16 protein-coding genes are annotated in these 16038 nt (G+C 71.2%); 9 read left to right on the plus strand and 7 right to left on the minus strand.

The window, feature by feature from the left end; genetic code table 11:
* From FB465_RS19125 to FB465_RS19140, 5 genes are read left to right on the plus strand one after another with little or no spacing between them, the layout of a single operon-like run.
* On the plus strand, positions 1–783 hold the full coding sequence (locus tag FB465_RS19125) for a class I SAM-dependent methyltransferase (protein ID WP_145792240.1): 783 nt from the start codon (positions 1–3) through the stop codon (positions 781–783).
* Complete coding sequence (locus FB465_RS19130; protein ID WP_145792241.1) at positions 780–1961, plus strand: cytochrome P450; 1182 nt, start codon at positions 780–782, stop codon at positions 1959–1961. Before FB465_RS19125 ends, FB465_RS19130 begins: the two co-directional genes overlap by 4 nt.
* Entirely contained in the window at positions 1958–2977 is a 1020-nt protein-coding gene (locus FB465_RS35895; RefSeq protein ID WP_170290636.1) for a hypothetical protein, read from the plus strand. Before FB465_RS19130 ends, FB465_RS35895 begins: the two co-directional genes overlap by 4 nt.
* Complete coding sequence (locus FB465_RS19135) at positions 2974–3783, plus strand: thioesterase II family protein (protein WP_170290637.1); 810 nt, start codon at positions 2974–2976, stop codon at positions 3781–3783. Before FB465_RS35895 ends, FB465_RS19135 begins: the two co-directional genes overlap by 4 nt.
* Positions 3783–4037: a hypothetical protein gene (locus FB465_RS19140; RefSeq protein WP_145792245.1), complete on the plus strand. Its 255-nt coding sequence runs from the start codon at positions 3783–3785 to the stop codon at positions 4035–4037. The genes FB465_RS19135 and FB465_RS19140 overlap by 1 nt, the downstream gene beginning before the upstream one ends.
* A 279-nt stretch (positions 4038–4316) precedes the next feature.
* Here the strand turns inward: FB465_RS19140 and FB465_RS19145 are convergent, their stop codons facing one another.
* The 5 genes from FB465_RS19145 to FB465_RS19165 form a co-directional block, all read right to left on the minus strand.
* Complete coding sequence (locus FB465_RS19145) at positions 4317–5315, minus strand: helix-turn-helix domain-containing protein (RefSeq protein WP_145792246.1); 999 nt, start codon at positions 5313–5315, stop codon at positions 4317–4319.
* Between the two features lie 156 nt (positions 5316–5471).
* The gene (locus FB465_RS19150; RefSeq protein WP_170290638.1) at positions 5472–6011 is read right to left on the minus strand and encodes a TetR/AcrR family transcriptional regulator; all 540 of its coding nucleotides are present in this window, start codon (positions 6009–6011) and stop codon (positions 5472–5474) included.
* Positions 6012–6218: 207 nt separating this feature from the next.
* Positions 6219–6920, minus strand: coding sequence for an HAD family hydrolase (locus FB465_RS19155; protein ID WP_246192726.1), 702 nt, complete (start codon positions 6918–6920; stop codon positions 6219–6221).
* Positions 6917–8041, minus strand: a complete 1125-nt coding sequence (locus FB465_RS19160; protein ID WP_145792250.1) for an acyl-CoA dehydrogenase family protein — start codon at positions 8039–8041, stop codon at positions 6917–6919. The genes FB465_RS19155 and FB465_RS19160 overlap by 4 nt, the downstream gene beginning before the upstream one ends.
* A complete protein-coding gene (locus tag FB465_RS19165; protein WP_170290639.1) occupies positions 8035–9045 on the minus strand; it encodes a ScbA/BarX family gamma-butyrolactone biosynthesis protein in 1011 nt (336 codons plus the stop codon). The genes FB465_RS19160 and FB465_RS19165 overlap by 7 nt, the downstream gene beginning before the upstream one ends.
* A 426-nt stretch (positions 9046–9471) precedes the next feature.
* On the opposite strand from FB465_RS19165, the gene FB465_RS19170 reads away from it, so the two are divergent.
* Positions 9472–10119, plus strand: a complete 648-nt coding sequence (locus tag FB465_RS19170) for a ScbR family autoregulator-binding transcription factor (protein ID WP_246192727.1) — start codon at positions 9472–9474, stop codon at positions 10117–10119.
* A 102-nt stretch (positions 10120–10221) separates the two neighbouring features.
* Here the strand turns inward: FB465_RS19170 and FB465_RS19175 are convergent, their stop codons facing one another.
* Positions 10222–11505 carry an adenylosuccinate synthase gene (locus FB465_RS19175; RefSeq protein ID WP_145792253.1) on the minus strand — a complete coding sequence of 428 codons (1284 nt, stop codon included), beginning with the start codon at positions 11503–11505 and terminating at the stop codon, positions 10222–10224.
* 126 nt (positions 11506–11631) lie between these two features.
* Here FB465_RS19175 and FB465_RS19180 point away from each other — a divergent pair, with 126 nt between their 5' ends.
* The 3 genes from FB465_RS19180 to purM all read left to right on the plus strand — a co-directional run bounded on the left by FB465_RS19180 (position 11632) and on the right by purM (position 15494).
* A complete protein-coding gene (locus FB465_RS19180; RefSeq protein ID WP_246192728.1) occupies positions 11632–12459 on the plus strand; it encodes an acylglycerol kinase family protein in 828 nt (275 codons plus the stop codon).
* Between the two features lie 218 nt (positions 12460–12677).
* The gene (purF, locus tag FB465_RS19185; RefSeq protein WP_145792254.1) at positions 12678–14255 is read left to right on the plus strand and encodes an amidophosphoribosyltransferase; all 1578 of its coding nucleotides are present in this window, start codon (positions 12678–12680) and stop codon (positions 14253–14255) included.
* 153 nt (positions 14256–14408) lie between these two features.
* On the plus strand, positions 14409–15494 hold the full coding sequence (gene purM / locus FB465_RS19190) for a phosphoribosylformylglycinamidine cyclo-ligase (RefSeq protein WP_145792256.1): 1086 nt from the start codon (positions 14409–14411) through the stop codon (positions 15492–15494).
* 138 nt (positions 15495–15632) lie between these two features.
* Here the strand turns inward: purM and FB465_RS19195 are convergent, their stop codons facing one another.
* Positions 15633–15881, minus strand: coding sequence for a DUF3073 domain-containing protein (locus tag FB465_RS19195; RefSeq protein WP_145792258.1), 249 nt, complete (start codon positions 15879–15881; stop codon positions 15633–15635).
* Positions 15882–16038: the final 157 nt, after the last annotated feature.

The following is a 16038-nucleotide window of genomic DNA, read 5'->3' on the forward strand; positions in this document are numbered from 1 at the left end:
ATGAGTCAGAAACTCAAGCAGTCGAAGTGGGACGCGGGCCGCTACGACGCCCAGTTCGGCTACGTGTCCCGCCTGGCGGGCGGCGTGATCGAGCTGCTGGACCCGCAACCCGGGGAGACCGTCCTGGATCTGGGCTGCGGCACCGGAGAGCTGGCGGAGGAGATCCGGGCCCGTGGCGCCGAGGTCGTCCTGGTGGACAGCGACCCCGAGATGGTCGTCGCGGCCAGCAGGAGGCTCCAGCAGTCGGCCGTCCTGGCCGACGGTCACGACTTCAAGGTCGACGAGCCGGTCGACGCGGTCTTCTCCAACGCGGCCCTGCACTGGATGACCCGGCCGGCCGAGGTCGTCCGGTCGGTGCGGGCGGCGCTGAAGCCGGGCGGCCGCTTCGTCGCCGAAATGGGCGGTGCCAACAATGTGGCCGCCGTCATCGGCGCGCTCCGGCGCGCGCTGGCCGAACGCGGACTGGCCGAGGGCATGCGGGTGCCGTGGTACTTCCCCGAGCCCGCCGAGTACGGCGCCCTGCTGGAGGCCAACGGCTTCCGGGTCAGCCTCGTGGAGCACTTCCCCCGCCTGACCGACCTCGACGACTGCCCCGAGGGCGTCGTGGACTGGCTCCGGATGTTCGGCGGGGCGCTCATCGAGCACGTCCCCGAGGCCGACCGCCCGGAGGTGCTGCGGCGCGCCGGGGAACTGGCCGCGCCCGAGCTGCTGCGCGACGGCCGGTGGTACGCCGACTACTGGCGGCTCCGGTTCGTCGCGGTCGTCGAGGAGTCCGGCCGATGAGCGTCATGACGGCGATGCCCGGGCTCGACTCGGGCGACTTCCGCCTGGACCCGTACCCGGCGTATGCCCGGCTGCGCGCCGAGGGGCCGCTGCTCTGGTCGGAGCCGGACCGCACCTACTACGTGACCACCCATCAGGCGGTCGGGGCCGTCCTGCGGGACAAGAACGCCTCGGTCGAGAGCCCGTTCCGGGCCTCTCGGGTGCTGTTCGGCCGGACCGTGATGGACGTGGAGGGCAGCGAGCACGCCAGACTGCGCTCGCTCACCGGACGCAGCTTCGCGGCGCCGGCGGTGCCCGGCTACCTGGAGGAACTCGTCCCCGGGGCAGTGCACCAGGTGATCGACGGGCTGGCCGGCCGGGGGCGTGCGGACTTCGTCGCCGACTTCGCCAACGAAGTCCCGATCAGGGTGATGTCGCAGATCATCGGAGTGCGTACCGAGGACGTCGCGGAGTTCCAGTCCTGCACGGATGCGGTGATCGCCTACTTCGACTCCGCGACCGCGCAGAGCCGCAGAGCCGCCGTCTCGGCCTGGGCGGGCATGCGCGGCCTGCTGCACCGGCGGGTCGAGGAGCTGCGCCCGGCACCCGACGGGAGTGTGATCGGGCAGCTCCTCGCCGCCGCCGCGGAGGGCGCGGAGGTCGACGACGACGAGATCGTGCGCCAGATCGGGCTGCTGATCCCGGCCGCGATCGACACCAGCAACCGGCTGCTCGCCAATGTCCTCCATATCCTGTGCAGCCGACCCGAGTTGCTCCACCAGGCCTATGCGGACCCCGACCTCCTCGACGGAATCGTCGAGGAGACCCTGAGGTTCGAGCCGCCGATCCACAGCACCGTGCGGATCTGGGCCGGCGGGGAACTGCTGGGCACCGAAGTCCCCCGGGGCTCGCTGCTCACCGTCCTGCTCGGCTCCGCCAACCGCGATCCCGGGGTCTTCGCCGATCCCGACGTCTTCGACCCGCTGCGCCCCGGCGCGGCGCGGCACCTGTCGTTCGGCGCCGGCCGCCATCAGTGCATGGGCCGCCGAATGGCGCTCGCCGAGGTGACCACGGCACTCCGGATCCTGCTGGAGCGCTGCCCGGGGCTGCGATTCGCGCAGCCCGACCCCGACCCCATCGAGGGGTTCAGCTTTCGTTCCCCCGCCACGCTCGTCCTCCAGTACGGGAGCCCCGCATGAACGCCGGCCAGATCAGCCACGAGTCCGCGACCACCGGTCTGCGGTGGGAGGCCGTGGAGAGCGTCTACTACGACTGCCATGTGGTGAGCCTGGCGCAGCTGCTGCCCAGCCGGCTCTTCGCCGCCTTCCTGCTGGTCGCCGGTGCGCCCCGGATCCAGGCCGACTGGGGCGGGCTGACCTGCCGGAACCTGCTGGACAGCGAGGCCGCACGGGACGTCGTCCTCCTCCGGGAGTTCGGCGTGGAGAAGCACAACCTGCCGGTGGACGGGGACATCGAGGCCACCATCAGGGCCTCGGTGCGCGAGCACGGCCACTGCATCGCCCGGGTGGACAGCTACTACCACGAGCACTTCCAGGAGTACTACCTGCAGGAGCACCGCACCAACGGGCACAAGGTGACGGTCATCGACTTCGACCAGGACACCTACACCGGCATCGACAACGTCGGCGTGCGCACCCTGGCGCTGACCTTCGACCGCCGGCTGTTCGTCGAGTCCGTGCGCTCGAACCTCTTCCACGTGTACGAGAAGCACGACACGCTCTACCGGCTGCACGTCGGCGCGGAGGCCGAGCGGCGGCTCGCGGACGGAGCCGTGCTCGAGCGCGAGCAGCGGACCGTGGCCGACTTCCTGGCGGACCGGGCGCGGCTGGCGACGCAGATCGACGCCTACCGGGAGGCGTTCACCCGTGATCTGGACGAGCCCGGCACCCGGCGGTACGCCCAGCTCGCCAACTCCTACACCACGGCGCTGATGATCGAGCGGGCCTACCTGGCCCTGGTCGAGGCGCACGCGCGGACGACGGAGCCGTGGGCGGTCCTGCCCGACCGCGGCGAGCGGCTCATCGAGTCGCTGAACGACGCGATCAAGGCCTGGCGCATGTTCAAGATGCTCTGCCGTACCGCGCAGCTCGGCAACGAGGTCAAGGACACCGCGCTGCTCGGCGCACTGGGCCGGGTGGTGGCGGCGGAGCTCGCGACCATCGCCCCGGCGACCGGTGTCGGAGTCCCTGCGTGAAGCTGTTCCTGCTCCCCCCGGCCGGAGCGTCCGCCGGTGTCTTCCGGGCCTGGCCCGAGGCGCTGCGCACCCGCACCGGGCTGCCGGTCGACATGGTGGCGGTCGAACTCCCCGGCCGGGGCGGCCGACTCGCAGAGCCGCTCGCCACTTCGCTGCCGGCCCTCGTGGACGAGCTGTTCCTGGAGCACACCCCCGAGCGGGGAGTCCCCTGGGCCGTGGTCGGACACAGCATGGGCGCCCTGTTGGGCGCTGCCTGGGCCGCCCGGGCGGCTGCAGACGGACGAGGGCCACAGTTCCTCGTGGTCAGCGCCTCGGTTCCGCCGTGGCTGCACTCCACAGCGGCCGACCTGGCCGGTCCGGACGAGGAGTTGTGGGGGAGGGTCGACGCCTTGGGCGGGCTGCCCGCCGTCATCCGGGAGAACCCGGTGGCCAGGCGGCTGTTCGGACGGGTGCTCCAGGCCGACATCACGGCGGCGGCACGGTACCGACCGGCGGGGCCGGCGCCGGTCGGCTGTCCGGTCGTCGCGGTGCGCGGCGCCGAGGACCCGCTGGTGGACGCTTCGCTGGTCGGTGGCTGGTCCGAGCTGACCGACCGGGGCTTCCGGGAACTCGTGCTGGGCGGAGGGCACTTCTACCGGGGCGGCGTCGACGACCTGATCCCGGTGGTCGCCGATCAGCTGGCCCGTTCCGATGTCAGCAAGCTGCAACCCGTCGGCAGCTTGGTGCCGTCCGGATCCCGACCGCCGGGCCCGGCGCGCGGGCAGGGTGGTGTACCAACGAACTCTCACGGAAAGGCCGGGCGTTGATGCCTCCCACTGCCCCGCACTCCGTCACCGTCCGCACCGACGACGCCCGCGCCGGTGCGGTGGAGCCGATCGGTGTGGCCCGGCTGCTCGCGCAGCTGCCGCCCTGCTGGCGCACCGACTTCCGGGCCGCCGGCGGCGGGCGGGTGGAGCTGTACGGCCTCGCGCCGGACGAGGCGGCGCTGCGCGAGGCGGTCGAACGGGCGCTGGCCGATCCGGCGCTCCGGGCCTGGCGGCTGTGCTCCACGGGTCTCTGACAGCATGTTGCAGCCCCGCTGCAGCATGGTGGTGCCGCGACCGGCCGGTACGGTCCGCTCGGGCTGGCAGATTGGTCAGTGCCCGAGGGCGGAGGGAGGCAGACATGGCGGCGATGCCCGGCAACGGCTGGGAGTAGCACCGGCAGGTAACCGGGCTGCGGGGTACTCCCAGGGGCGCGAGGAACTGCGCGAGATCGGCAGGCACCGACCTGTGCCCTACCGCTTCGCGCAGTTCCTCGCGCCCCTGTCGTGGTTGCCGGGCTGCCTACCGGTGGAGCCTCAGATCCAGCCCGCCTCCTTGGCGAGCATGGCCGCATGGAATCGGTTCGCGGCATTGAGACGCTGCATCAGATCGGCGACGTACCGCCGGAAGGTCCGGAGCGAGACCCCCATCTGACGGGCCCCCACCTCGTCCTTGTCCACCTCGCAGAGAATCCTCAGCACCTGCCGCTCGGCCGGCGAGAGCGGGGTCGCGTCGGTGGAGACGGCGATGTCCTGCGCGGAGGACCAGATCTCCTCGAAGAGCCGGACCATGCTGGTGACCAGGCCCGCCTGGCGGATCACCAGCGCACCGCGTGCGGTGTCCTGCGGGTCGACGGGCACCACGGTCACCTTCCCGTCATAGGAGAGCAACCGCTCCACGGCACGGTCGGTGACACGTACCTGGGCTCCGAGGCCGATGATCTCCTTCAGATAGGAGAGGGTGACGGGGTTCTCCACGGCGTCCCGGGTGACCACCGTGCGAAGCGAGAGGCCCCGGCGCAGGCAGCGCAGGTCGAGCGGGCGGCAGCACGCGATGAGGGCGGGGGAGAAGGACGGCTGCAGAGCCAGCACTTCCTGGCGGGCGAAGAAGGCCAGGTCGTCGAGTCGGGCCCGGATCTCCGCGAGCCCTTCGAGTCGCTCGATGTCCATCGGCTCGGGCTGCGCCCGGCCGCTGCGGAAGGTGGCGCAGAGCTCGGGGATGGCCGCCCGGACGGCCGTCACCCGGCGCAGATCGTCGTTGAGTTCGGTGAACCGCCGGTCGATCAGCCGCTCCACGGCGGTGGCGGGATCGATCACCGTCCAGCCCCCGGTTCCCCGGCCGGCCGTTTCGGTCCCGTCGGTCCCGTCCGCGCGGCGCACCAGCCCGCTCTCGGCCAGCGCGGCGAGCGCGGCGGCGAGCGTCTCGGCGGGCAGCCCGGGCGCGGCGGCCGGGTGGGCCCGCCCCGAGTTCTCCAGGAGGTAGCGGTACACCTGCGAGCTCTGGGCGTCGATGCCGAGGCAGCTGAGGTCGATCACCGGTACACCCCTGTCCGCTCGCCGTGTCTCATCGCCGCCTCCGTCTCGCTGCTCTGTCGGTCACTGCCAGGTCCGTCGTTCTGCTCAGTCGGGAGTAAATATACCGTTGGGAAGGTTTTTTCTGCGGACAGTTCTCTGTCCGTCACCGGATCGCGCTCAGGTCGACTTCGATGCCGTGAGTGCGTCCGACAGCATCCCCCAGGCGCTCTCGATGCCGAGGGCGAAGCCGATGCCCGGCGGCAGCAGGGCCGCCGAATGGGTGCCGAGCACGACGGCGAGCAGCAGTCGGGCCGTCTCGCCGGGCGGGTTGTCCGAGGAGATCGTGCCCGCGTCCTGCGCCCGTCGGACCAGCCCGGCCACGTGCCGCTGGACGTCGGGGAAGAACCCCTGCGCGGAACCCCCGCCAGGTGCGCCGTCCGCCATCAGGCGGTACGCCGCCTTGATCCGGATGTCCTCGCGCAGCGCCCTGGCCAGCGCGGTCACGACGGCCTGAAGGGCCGGCAGCGGGGGCGTGCCCGAGGGGCTGCACTCGGCCTGGATGCGCTGCCAGGTGGTGTCCCCCTGGCGGATGATCGCGGCCGTCAGCTCCTCCTTCGAGGCGAAGTGCCCGTACAGGGCTCCTTTGGTCATCCCGATCCGGGCCGCCACCGCGTTCATCGTCGTGTTGACGTAGCCGTGGGCCGAGAACTCCTCCATGGCTGCCTGGAGTACGTGCTCTCGAGTCCGCCTCGCCCTGTCCTGCATGACTGATCACCCAGCTCCCTCTCCGAGGCATCCGACGCCCCGTCAGTAAGATACCCCCGGGAAGGTATGTTCTGTCATGTTTCGTCAACACGGCTACCGCGCCAGTGAGGAACGGTCCTGCGGAAGGTGTCGGCGGCCATCCCGGACCCGTCGGAATCATCAGGCCGCCGGCAGCATCCGCCAGCCCAGCCGGTGTGCCTCCTCGGCCAGTTCCCGTCGGCCGCCCACCGCCACCGCCTGCCCGACGACACGGAGCATGGGCAGATCGCTGACGTCGTCCCCGTACGCGTGGCAGTCCGCCGCGACCAGCTCGCGTGCCGCGATCGTGCGGAGCACCGCCTCGGCCTTCGCCTGCCCGATCATCGGTTCCGCCACCTCTCCCGTGAACAGCCCGTCGGCAGCGATCTCCTGCTCGGTGCAGAGGACCAGGTCGGCCCCCAGCTCCTCGCCGAGCGGGTCGAGCAGCGCATGGCAGGAGCCCGAGACCAGCACGATCCCGTGGCCCGCCCGCTGGTGGCGCCGGAGCGCGTCGACGGTGGCCGGTACGAACGCCCGTGGCCCGCGCCGGTACGCGTCGTACCACTCGGCACCCGCCCGCTGCAGCTGCTGCGGCCGGACTCCGGCGAACAGCCGGTAGTACGCGCGGTTGCGTTCGGTGCGGGGCAGCCCCCCGGCCAGTAGCGCTTCCAACTCCCCTCGCCGGGTGGGCGCCCAGTGGTCCCAGAAGGCCGCCATGCTCTTGGTGGTGAGGAGCGTCTCGTCGACGTCGAAGAACGCCGCCGTCCCGCCGGGCCGCAGACCACCCGCGCCGACCTGCCCCGCCCCGGCCTCCGCGCTCGCCTTGGTGCCGCGCGTCGTCACGCCGCCCACCCGTCTGCGAGCGCGAAGCCCTCCCGGGCATGGGCGGCCGCTGCGGCTTCGAAGTCCAGTGCGGGATGCCCGGCTGCGGCGGTGACGTCCCGCCACCGGCGCTGTACGGGGTCCTGCTCGCCCTGCCCCCGGGCTCCGCCCGCGCGGACCAGCCGGGTCACCGCGTCGGCGCAGAGGTCGGCGGCAGCCGCGAGGTCGCGCTGGTTCTCGGCCACGACCAGCGGGGTGGCCTGTGCCTCGTCCGCTCGCCGGGCGGAGTGCGAGAGCAGCAGCCCGGCCGCGTGGATCTCGGCCGACGCGCGGCCGAGCACCACCTGTACCGAGCCGGCCTCCCGGGCCGGCCGGCCGTCGACCCGTCGCTTCACGGCCGTCGCCGCCGTCCAGGCCCGGAGCGCGCCACGGGCCGCGCCCAGCATCGGCGCCGCGAACTGCAGTGCTGCCACCAGCTGGTACGGCACCGCGTGGCAGCGGGCCGCGCCCGGCTCGACCGTGGCGAGGTCCGCCAGGGTGAACGAGCGGTGCGCGGGGACGAAGGTGCCGTCGAGTACCACGCTGTTGCTGCCGGTTCCCTGCAGGCCCAGGTTGCGCCAGGTGTCGAGGACGGCGACTTCGGCTCTCGGCACGGCGAAGATCCGTTGCTCCGCCGTGCCTGCCGTGCCTGCCTTGCCTTGGGTCCGGGCGGCCAGCAGGACCCAGTCCGCATGGTCGACCCCGCTCGCGCAGGACCAGCGCCCGCCGATCCGCCAGCCGCCGGGGGCTGCGTCCGCCTGGCCGGCGGCCGGTAGTACGGCGGCTGCGATGCGTACGTTCGGTGTGGCGCCCCACAGTTCGTACTGCGCCTGCTCGGGCAGGTATGCGGCGAGGCGGCCGTGAGCCGCGTACAGCGCGGCGCACCACGCGGTGGAGGCGCAGGCCTCGCCCACCTCGGCCGTCGTCTCGGCCAGTGCTCCGAAGGTCCCTGCCGTGCCGCCCCACCTCGCGGGGACGAAATGGCGGGCGAATCCGGCCGCGGTCAGTGCGGTGGCGAGTTCGGGCGTGAGCCGGTGCTGTCTGTTCACCTGCTCGGCGGACCGCGCTGCCAGCTCCACCAGCGGCCGAGTGTCCGTCAGCACCGGTTGCCCCCGAGGAGAACGGCCGAGGCCAGCGTTCGGCCGCCCTGCACCGCGCCGACCTCGACGAAGCGTCCATCGGACCGGGCCGTGACGGTCACTGCCGGGGTCAGTTCGCCGAAGGAGTGGAAGGCCACCCGGGCCCCGGCGAGGGTCCACCCCGGAGCGCTCAGCACGCCCGCCTGACGGAAGGCTTCCAACAGCGCCGTCCCGGGGATGTGGTCCGAGGCATGGTCGAAGATCACGGGGTGGCTCTGGTCCAGCCGAAGCCGCCAACTGCCCACCGGGAGGGCGGGGTCCGCGGCAAGCAGGACGTCCCGCTCCTTCCGATGGCCGAAGCGCGACGGTGCGAGCGGCTCGCCGGGCATGCCTGTCGCAGGTACGCCTCCGCCCGCCCCGGCCGACGCGGCCGCCCGGCGCCGGAGCGCGTCGTACCGCGTGGGTGTCAGGACCTCCCAGCGGACCCCGATCCGGCCGCACCGGCGGCCGTCGACGATCAGCACCGCCTCCAATGCGAACCGGCAGCGCTGCCCGGTGATGGTGCGGACGCACGTGGCGTCCAGCATGACGGGCAGTGGCGCTCGCCCGCCGCCGGGCAACTCCGGTGTGTCGATCGCGAAGTCGAGGTCCTGCATGACGAACGGAAAGCCTGGCGGAACATCAAAAAAGCTGTGGGAAAGGTAGATGGCCGCCTGACGTGCCGTCTCGACCAGCAGCAGCGGATCGCTCGTCCGGGCCTCGGGCCGGTGGCTCAGCAGGTGGTTGCGGGGCCAAATGGCCGCGATCGCGAAGCGGTCGGCGCCCAGTCTCAGGGCGTCGGTCAGCAGGACTTCGCCCGCAGCCGATTTGTGGACGCCGGCGCGGGGCACTCTGGTGTCGAACCGGAGTGCGCGGTGCTGTGACGAATGGTCAGATGGCCGCGGCGGCGCTGCGACGGGCGTGGCCAGGGCCGCAGGAGCGGTGGTGGACGTGGCAAGAGGCGTGGCAGCAGGCATGGCTATGGACATGACGAGTCCCTCCCCCGGGAATCCATCGAGTGTCGAGACCGGCCCCGGTGGCGGCGGCTCTTGCCGCACATGGATCGGGCGCCGGGCAGAATATTCCGAGCAGAATGCTGAACGCGCGCCGGTGTGCGCACCCGAGCCTGGGGCGCGGAGTGGCCGGCGATGTGCCGCGCGGGCGGATCGCCCGTGGCGCGGAAGCGGTGATCGGCCTGCGGAATCAGCGGCCGTCCCTACGGAGTCGTCGGTCATCCGGCTTCTGAGACGGTTCCCCGGCCGACGACTCTCCGTCGCATCCCGGTGACTTTGTGGATCACCGTCAGCGCTCAGCAAAAATATACCTACCGGGATGTATATTGCAACGGCCAACGTGCGAGACCCTCGCAGTGCCCCCAACAGCACCGCACAGCACCACCCGAGAGGCGCATCAGCGTGGAAGAACAGCCGAAGCTCGCTGGTTGGGCCAGCAAGCCCCCCAGCGCACGTCGAAGCCCGGACCTCCGACAGGACCGCGCGCACCGCACCCGGGAACTCGTCCTGCACAGCGCCGCCGAGCTCTTCGCGACGAGGGGCTTCCACGGCACATCCGTCCAGGACGTGGCCACCGCCGCCGGGATGACCAAGGGGGCGGTCTACTTCCACTTCCCCAGCAAGGACGTGCTGGCCCTCGCCGTCGTCGAGGAGCACTACACCCGCTGGCCCGCGCTGCTGGAGGCTGCCCGGGCCCGGAAGCTGGGGCCGTTCGACACCGTGCTCACCATGGTGGACGGCGCGGCCGAGGCCTTCGCCCATGACGCCGTGGTCCAGGCCGGCGCCCGGCTGCAGATCGAGAGCAATCTGATCGGCCTGCCGCTGCCGACGCCGTACGTCGGCTGGATCGACCTGCTCACCGCACTGCTGACCGAGGCGGCGGACCAGGGCGAGCTGCGCGCCGGGGTGGACCCGGCGGCCGCCGCGCGCACCATCGTGTCGGCCTTCTTCGGCATGCAGCACGTCTCCGCGACCCTGCACCAGCGCGCCGATCTGCTGGAGCGCTGGCAGGAAGTCCGCGAGCTGGTCCTCCTCGCCATCCGGGCCTGACCCCGTCCGCAGTCCGGCCGGCGCTGTGCCGCGACACGGCGGCACGCCACGAACGTGGAAGGCCCCGCACCGAGGGTGCGAGGCCTTCCACTTCGGCGGAACTCAGATGAACGGGTTGATCTGGATCGTCTCGGTCCGGCCCGGGCCGACGCCGATCGCGGAGATCGGGGCGCCCGACATCTCCTCCAGCGCCTTCACGTAGGCCTGCGCGTTCTTCGGCAGGTCGGCGAAGGTCTGGGCCTTGCTGATGTCCTCGTTCCAGCCCGGCAGCGTCTCGTAGATCGGCTTGGCGTGGTGGAAGTCGGACTGGTTGTACGGGAGCTCGTCGACCCGGCGGCCGTCGATCTCGTACGCGACGCAGACCGGGATCTGCTCCCAGCCGGTCAGCACGTCCAGCTTGGTGAGGAAGAAGTCGGTCAGGCCGTTGACCCGGGTCGCGTAGCGCGCGATCACCGCGTCGAACCAGCCGCAGCGGCGGTCACGGCCGGTGGTGACACCGCGCTCGCCGCCGATCCGGCGCAGCGCGTCGCCGTCGGCGTCCAGCAGCTCGGTCGGGAACGGGCCCGAGCCGACGCGGGTGGTGTACGCCTTCAGGATGCCGATGACCCGGTCGATCTTGGTCGGGCCGATGCCCGCACCGGTGCAGGCGCCGCCGGCCGTCGGGTTGGACGAGGTCACGAAGGGGTACGTGCCGTGGTCGACGTCCAGCAGGGTGCCCTGGCCGCCCTCGAGCAGCACGACCTTGTTGGCCTTCAGCGCCTCGTCGAGGACGAGAGTGGTGTCGGCGAGGAAGGGGCGGATCTTCTCCGCGTAGCCGAGGTACTCCTGGACGACCAGGTCGCTGGGGATGGCCCGGCGGTTGTAGAGCTTGACCAGCAGCTGGTTCTTGTCGTGGAGGGCCGCTTCGACCTTCTGCTGCAGGATCGATTCGTCGAAGAGGTCCTGCACCCGGATGCCGACACGGTTGATCTTGTCCGCGTAGGTCGGGCCGATACCGCGGCCGGTGGTGCCGATCCGGCGCTTTCCGAGGAAGCGCTCGGTGACCTTGTCCAGGGTCCGGTGGTACGGCGTGATCAGGTGGGCGTTGCCCGAGATCAGCAGCTTCGAGGTGTCGATGCCGCGCTCGTTCAGGCCGTTCAGCTCGGAGAGCAGGACGCCCGGGTCGATCACGACACCGTTGCCGATGACCGGTGTCACATTCGGGCTGAGGATGCCGGAAGGCAGCAGATGCAGGGCATACTTCTGGTCGCCGATGACCACCGTGTGACCGGCGTTGTTGCCGCCCTGGTAGCGGACGACGTAGTCGACGGAGCCACCGAGGAGGTCGGTCGCCTTCCCCTTGCCCTCGTCCCCCCACTGAGCGCCAACGAGCACGAGTGCCGGCACAGGCGTACACCCCTTCCGGTTGGGGCATCCTGCGTAGGCCGCAGTCTGCCCCGAGATAGACGAAGCCCCTGGCGCAATAGCGCAAGGGGCTCTTGCACCGAGAGATTACCTGAGGAAGGACCGGTCGTGTCGTCCCTGTCCACGCCCGAATCCCGTGCCGTTGATCCAGGTGGGCCCGACCCGCTCCTCGTTCTTCTCGACCCGGCGGCCCGGCAGGCCGACGGTGAGTCGGTCCGGATCGCCAAGGACGTCCTCTGCGGGGGCGCTGACGTCAAGGTGGCGCTGCCCGAGAGCCCGTCCGAACTGGACCGGGTGCTTGCGCACCGCGGCCGCCGCCGCCCGGTCGTGATCGGTTCCGATCTCGCCCTCCAAAGGGTGCTGCAGGCCCTGCACCGGCACCGTGAGCTGGGCGCGGACCCGGTGGGCGTGGTCCCGGTGGGCCGGCCGGCGACCGTGGCCACGGCCCGCGCCCTCGGGGTGCCGGGCGAGCCCGTCGCCGCCGCGCGGGCGGTCATCCACGGCACCTCGCGCAAGCTCGACCTGCTGGTCGACGACGGTGGCGGGGTGGTTCTCGGCGGGGTGCGGATCCGGGGCCACCGAGTCGGCCGTACGGGTGGTTGGCGTTCGCTATGGGCGAAACTGGCTGCGGCCGACCAGGGGAGGGCGTACGTCTCCGAGGAACCCCAGCAGCTCCGGATCGAGGCGGACGGCCAACTGCTGGTGGACGTCCACCACCCGGTCCGGCTGCTCCAGATCACCGTGCACTCCGGCCAGGGCGTCATGGAGCTGGTGCTCCGCACGGACGGCGCGCCGCTCCGGGTGCGGGCCGGCAGTCTCACCGTGGCCGGCCGGGGCTTCGGGTACGAAGCGGACGGCTGCCCGGTCGGCCCGGTCCGGGCCAGGACCTGGACGGTGCACGCGGGCGCCTGGGAGCTGATGCTGCCCGCCGGGTGAGCAGCATCACGTCGGCGGGGGGTGTTTCGACGGCCCGTCAGGCCTCGGATATCCGCCAGGGCGCGTAAGACAAGGCCGTACGCCGCTTCAACGAATTGTTGCGCCGGAAATGCGCCCTCGGTAAGGGGTTTTGTCTACGCGCGTTGCTATCGGATCGGCCAATTGCCCCGGGCTCCCCTGTTCGGGAAGCCGTACGGAACTGCCCTAGACTCGAAGACGTGCCACGTGGAGACGGAAGACTTAACCACGATCTTCTTCCCGGCGAGAAAGGCCCCCAGGACGCTTGCGGCGTCTTCGGTGTCTGGGCTCCCGGCGAGGAGGTCGCAAAGCTCACGTACTTCGGCCTCTATGCCCTGCAGCACCGCGGACAGGAATCCGCGGGCATCGCAGTGAGCAACGGCTCCCAGATTCTCGTCTTCAAGGACATGGGGCTTGTCTCCCAGGTCTTCGACGAGGCCTCCCTGGGGTCCTTGCACGGGCATATCGCCGTCGGACATGCCCGCTACTCGACCACCGGTTCGTCGGTCTGGGAGAACGCCCAGCCGACCTTCCGGGCGACCGTTCACGGTTCCCTGGCCCTCGGCCACAACGGAAACCTGGTGAACACCGCCGAACTGGCGGAGATGGTCGCCAAGCTGCCCGGCGAGGAGCACGTCTCGCGCTCCGGCCGCACGGCTGCCACCAACGACACCGACCTGGTGACCGCCCTGCTCGCGGGCTACCCGGACCTCTCCATCGAGGAGACGGCCAAGGAGATCCTGCCCAAGGTCAAGGGCGCGTTCTCGCTGGTCTTCATGGACGAGCACACCCTCTACGCCGCCCGCGACCCGCAGGGCATCCGCCCGCTGGTGCTCGGCCGGCTGGAGCGCGGCTGGGTGGTCGCCTCCGAGACGGCTGCGCTCGACATCTGCGGCGCCAGCTTCATCCGCGAGGTGGAGCCGGGCGAGCTGATCGCCATCGACGAGAACGGCATGCGGAGTTCCCGCTTCGCCGAGTCCAAGCCCAAGGGCTGCGTCTTCGAGTACGTCTACCTGGCCCGCCCCGACACCTCCATCGCCGGCCGCAACGTGCACCTCTCCCGCGTGGAGATGGGCCGCCGCCTGGCGAAGGAGGCCCCCGTCGAGGCCGACCTGGTGATAGCGACCCCGGAGTCCGGCACCCCCGCCGCGATCGGCTACGCCGAGGCCAGCGGCATCCCGTACGGCTCCGGCCTGGTGAAGAACGCCTACGTCGGGCGCACCTTCATCCAGCCCAGCCAGACCATCCGCCAGCTCGGCATCCGGCTCAAGCTCAACCCGCTCAAGGAAGTCATCGCGGGCAAGCGCCTGGTGGTCGTGGACGACTCGATCGTCCGCGGCAACACCCAGCGGGCACTGGTCAGGATGCTCCGCGAGGCGGGCGCCGCCGAGGTGCACATCCGTATCTCCTCGCCGCCGGTCAAGTGGCCGTGCTTCTTCGGCATCGACTTCGCCACCCGCGCGGAGCTGATCGCCAACGGCATGACCGTCGAGGAGATCGGCCGCACGCTCGGCGCGGACTCGCTGGCGTACATCTCGCTCGAAGGCATGATCGAGGCCACCGCGCAGCCCAAGGACAACCTCTGCCGGGCCTGCTTCGACGGCGTCTACCCGATGGAGCTGCCGGACCCGGCACTGCTCGGGAAGCTGCTCCTGGAGGCCGAGATCGCGGGCGGCCAGCAGAAGCCGGCCGTACGCGGCAAGCCGACCTCCGACCTGGACGGCGTCCAGTCCCTGCTCGGCGGACACGGCGCGGCCGACGCGCTCAGGCGCCCGTAGGCACATGGGCAACCACAGCAGGGGCGCGGGCAACTGCGCGATCAACCGTGCACGCACGTCGTGCCCTGGTCGCGCAGTTCCCCGCGCCCCTGCTGTGGTTCCTGTGAGTGCACAAGTTTTCCCACCCCCACTGACCCGAGAGGGCCGCAGCAAGTGACCAGCAACGAGAGCAGCGGCGCCACCTACGCCGCCGCAGGTGTCGACATCGAGGCCGGCGACCGCGCCGTCGAGCTCATGAAGCAGTGGGTGCGCAAGACGAACCGGCCCGAGGTGGTCGGCGGCCTGGGCGGCTTCGCCGGGCTCTTCGACGCCTCCGCCTTCAAGCGTTACGAGCGTCCGCTGCTGGCCTCCGCCACCGACGGGGTCGGGACGAAGGTCGCCATCGCCCAGGCCATGGACAAGCACGACACCATCGGCCACGACCTGGTCGGCATGGTCGTCGACGACCTGGTGGTCTGCGGCGCAGAACCGCTCTTCATGACCGACTACATCTGCGTCGGCAAGGTCGTCCCCGAGCGGGTCGCCGCGATCGTCAAGGGCATCGCCGAGGGCTGCACGCTGGCCGGCTGCGCCCTGGTCGGTGGCGAGACCGCCGAGCACCCGGGTCTGCTGGGCGCGGACGAGTACGACGTCGCGGGCGCCGGTACCGGCGTGGTCGAGGCCGACGCGCTGCTGGGCGCCGAGCGGGTCCGGGCCGGTGACGTCGTCATCGCCATGGCCGCCTCGGGTCTGCACTCCAACGGCTACTCGCTGGTCCGCCACGTGCTGCTGAACCAGGCCGGCTGGTCGCTGGACCGCCAGGTCGAGGAGTTCGGCCGGACGCTGGGCGAGGAGCTGCTCGAGCCCACCAGGATCTACTCGCTGGACTGCCTGGCGCTCACCCGCGCCACCGAGATCCACGCCTTCTCGCACGTCACGGGCGGCGGCCTGGCGGCCAACCTGGCCCGGGTCATCCCGGCCGGGCTGCACGCCCGCCTGGACCGCGGCACCTGGACGCCGCTGCCGGTCTTCCAGACCGTCGCCCAGGTCGGCAAGATGGCCACCCTGGAGATCGAGAAGACCCTGAACATGGGCGTCGGCATGGTGGCCGTGGTGCCGCCGGAGTCGGTCGACGTGGTGCTGTCGGTCCTGGAGGACCGCGGCGTCGAGGCCTGGCTGCTCGGTGACATCGTGGACCGCACGGACGAGCACGACGGCGGCGCGGCGCTCTACAACGCGTACGAGGGCTTCGAGCTCTGACGCTCCCGGCACGGATGAAGGGGCCCCTCGTGGGCCCCTTCTTCATTGACCACCTACGAAATTTCGCAGGTGGTTACGCGGGAACGCCGAAAACCGGCTTGGCGCTCCGTGGAGCGCCAAGCCGGTCAGGTCAGGCTCTTACGCGCGACGGCGGGACTGGCTGGTGCCCGCGTCCGCCTCCGCGTCGTCGTCCTCGTCGGCGTAGTAGTCGGCATACGCCGCGTAAGGATCGTCGTCCTCTTCTTCGATCGGCTCAGGCTTGATCGAAGCGGTAGAGGGCGATACGCCCAGCTCGCTGGACAGACGGTTAGCGTCGAAGCCGCCGCTGTTGTACTTCAGCTCGCGGGCGACCTTCGTCTGCTTGGCCTTGGCCCGGCCGCGCCCCATGGGTCGACCCCCTCAACGATGGGGCTCACGGCCCCGAGTCTGACACGTGTTCATGTTCAGGAGCGGCCTGCCCGTAGTGGGAGAACCGTCCCTTGGAGCATTAACGGTACCTGTTTCCGCCGCCGAACGGTACGTCGCCGGTGTGACGTGGCGCGCA

It is taken from the genome of Kitasatospora atroaurantiaca (genome assembly GCF_007828955.1).
In the GTDB taxonomy this organism is placed as follows: domain Bacteria; phylum Actinomycetota; class Actinomycetes; order Streptomycetales; family Streptomycetaceae; genus Kitasatospora; species Kitasatospora atroaurantiaca.